At 50.1% G+C, this 925-nt stretch carries 1 protein-coding gene; it reads left to right on the top strand.

The window, feature by feature from the left end:
- The first annotated feature begins 467 nt into the window (after window positions 1-467).
- Window positions 468-896 (top strand): conjugal transfer protein MobA, encoded by a 429-nt coding sequence (mobA, locus tag HMPREF9442_RS04765; protein ID WP_004291488.1) that lies wholly within the window; start codon window positions 468-470, stop codon window positions 894-896.
- Window positions 897-925: the final 29 nt, after the last annotated feature.

The following is a 925-nucleotide window of genomic DNA, read 5'->3' as shown; positions in this document are numbered from 1 at the left end:
ATCCGAAGAAGCGGATTTCCGGGTATTTGAATGTTCCGTTTATCATATCTTCAAATCGTTCGTTTCTTGAATCATGCTGCAAATAAACAAGTATATTTTGGAACCTGTATCACTTCTCCGGCAAGTGGCGGCACGTTGCGCCGGTTGGCAGTCATTGACCGGGTCAAGCATCTGTCCGATACCGCTTTAAGGGCGTAACTTTGCACCCGGACAGCAGGGTTCGCCGATGACGCGCGGCCCGGAGTCCTGAAAGGTATTTTCCCAATCCGTCCCCTGACGGATTTTTATGTTCACCTGAACATAGCAAGGTATGTTTTCAGCCGCTCAAAATATTTTGAGCATCCCGGAAAACGCCTTGCCCTTGCAGGGGGCGGGCTTTCCCTCCGAAGTCGGGAAGCCTTTCAGAACTGCGGTGCTGTGATCCGAAGCGGCGGCTTATGCCGTCAATCCGCTAAATCCAAAGTAATATGAAAGAGAAAAGGAAAAGCAAATCAGGGAGAAATCCCAAACTTGATCCGGCGGTGTACCGGTACACCGTCCGTTTCAACGAGGAGGAACACAACCGTTTCCTCGCCATGTTCGGAAAATCGGGTGTCTATGCGCGGTCGGTTTTTCTCAAAGCACACTTCTTCGGGCAACCGTTCAAGGTGCTGAAGGTGGACAAGACGCTGGTGGACTATTACACCAAGCTGTCGGATTTTCATGCACAATTCCGTGCCGTGGGTACGAATTACAACCAAGTCGTGAAGGAACTGAGGCTGCATTTTTCAGAGAAAAAGGCGATGGCGTTGCTCTACAAATTAGAGCAACACACCGTCGAACTCGTGAAACTGAGCCGCCGGATTGTGGAACTTTCAAGGGAAATGGAGGCGAAATGGTCGCAAAAATCAGTGTAGGAAACTCGTTGTACGGCGCGATTGCCTAT

Origin of the sequence: Paraprevotella xylaniphila YIT 11841 (assembly GCF_000205165.1) — a bacterium.
Taxonomy (GTDB): Bacteria; Bacteroidota; Bacteroidia; order Bacteroidales; family Bacteroidaceae; genus Paraprevotella; species Paraprevotella xylaniphila.
Note: the sequence above shows the minus strand (reverse complement) of the source record. Positions and strands in the feature narration are given on the sequence as shown.

Coding starts and splice junctions, on each gene's coding strand:
- mobA (WP_004291488.1), top strand. CDS start 468: ATGAAAGAGAAAAGGAAAAGCAAATCAGGGAGAAATCCCAAACTTGAT.